The sequence below is a fragment of the Pseudorhizobium xiangyangii genome, from assembly GCF_020531965.1.
GTDB lineage: Bacteria > Pseudomonadota > Alphaproteobacteria > Rhizobiales > Rhizobiaceae > Neorhizobium > Neorhizobium xiangyangii.
On the sequence record NZ_JAJAWH010000085.1, the window covers coordinates 1 to 1,927 of the forward strand.

Consider the following 1,927-nt stretch of genomic DNA (forward strand, 5'->3'; position numbering starts at 1 on the left):
TTGAACCCACCCCCATTACAACTCCTAGTTGCATATTACAGGTTATGGAACTATCGCTTCTTGGGTTGGTTCCGTCTTCCCCCTGCTGCTGCCCTCAGCAGCGTCGGTGGAAAGACTTACATCTCATCATTGAGTGGCTTATGTCTAAATTCCACTTCCTTGTCATGGTAAAAGGCGACTTGTTACCCGCTTTGCGCGAGAGAGAGCTTCCAAACTTGCTGTCGGCAAACCCAACCAGGCTCTGAAAGAGTCCAACCGGAACTGGCGCAGGTTCAATGCAACGATGTATTGACTTATGCGATCGATTCGTCGCTAACGAGCGTATGATCGCGAATCAAAATCTCAGAGGAATATTTAATGATAAGGAAACTTTGTGCCGAAACGTTCGGTACATTCTGGCTAGTACTTGGCGGATGCGGCAGCGCTGTTCTTGCTGCAGGCTATCCTGAACTGGGCATCGGATTCGTTGGCGTATCTCTGGCTTTTGGGCTGACTGTGCTTACAATGGCATATGCCGTCGGAAGCATATCCGGCGGTCATTTCAATCCGGCTGTTTCGCTTGGTCTGGCGGTCGCAAACCGGTTTGATTGGAAAGAGGTTGGTCCGTATTGGGTGGCGCAGGTGGTCGGCGGCGGAATGGGTGCAGTCGTGCTCTATGCCGTAGCCTCGGGTGCTGCTGACTTTACCGCAGATGGCTTTGCTTCAAATGGATATGGTGTGAATTCTCCTGGAGGTTATGATTTGATCTCAGCATTCATCGCGGAGGTGGTCCTTACTGCAGCTTTCCTGGTCATTATCATTGGCGCCACGTCTAAGGCTGCGCCTGCAGGCTTCGCCCCGCTATCTATTGGCATGGGTTTGACCCTCATTCATCTAATCTCAATCCCGGTCACAAACACATCGGTAAATCCGGCCCGGTCGACGGCGGTTGCATTCTTCGCAGAAAATGGAGCATTTGGGCAACTGTGGCTGTTTTGGGTAGCCCCGCTGATTGGAGCCACTATCGGCGGCCTGATCTGGACCTTGCTTCTTTCACCCGGTGAGGCGCTGCGCGGCGTTGGTGAGCCCGACGCTATCTGATTAATTCTTCAGCGAAGCCCAAAGAAAAGCCCGGCCCGACAGCTCCTCGCTCATCGGCACTTTTAAATCTAGCGATGGCGGGTGCGCAGTTTGGCATTGGCGATCGCTATATCAGCATGTCCATTCCGGCCGTTTTGAGCGAGACCACCGCCCAAGCTTGGTCCGCGATGCTAGCGAAAGATCCTCTGTCTTTGCTCGTAGTGAAATCCGGCTTTGATCAGCGAGTTGGCGAGCGTGGCCAGTCGGCCACCTCGCCATGATGGCTGGCGATTGCCAGGGCCAGCCATCATGAAGCAGGAGTCGGGTGGACGGACACTGCACCCGACTTTAAGTCAACCGGCACTGATCAAATGCGATATACAGACGACTGAGTATGCCATGCGTAACATCGTGAATCGAATTCAATGACGGATGCAATGATGCATATAGATGAAATGATTGAGATTTTGACCCGAGTTGCAAACTCTATGAGGGATAATGCGGGATCAGGTTACAAACCACAACCAAAGCCTAAAAGTGCTCTTCCGTGGGCTGTCAGTCGTGCTCGTTTATGTTTACGCCTTTCACGTCGCGCCACGCAGGATTGAAACTTTTAGTATATTAGACTTCGCTCGGCTAAACTGTCCGAATGTTGGCTGTAGCTCCCGCGGCGACGGAGCCACAAACTCCCGTTCGGCTTCAGAATGTCGTTTCAGCGCCGGTGTAGATCCTGATGCTTCCGCTGCTTCAACTGCGACCTCTACGCCTTTATTACATTTCTTAAGCAGAAACCTGGTTCCATCGCCGCAGGCTGGGGTTGCCAGGTGCCCTGGGCAAGCCCGAACAGTCCACCGACACCCGAGCCGGG

Annotated in this window: 1 protein-coding gene; it reads left to right on the forward strand. The window is 53.0% G+C overall.

The annotated features are described in order from the left end of the window. The first annotated feature begins 357 nt into the window (after positions 1 to 357). Positions 358 to 1,080, forward strand: coding sequence for an aquaporin Z (aqpZ, locus tag LH464_RS24250; RefSeq protein ID WP_226788958.1), 723 nt, complete (start codon positions 358 to 360; stop codon positions 1,078 to 1,080). Positions 1,081 to 1,927 lie beyond the last annotated feature (847 nt).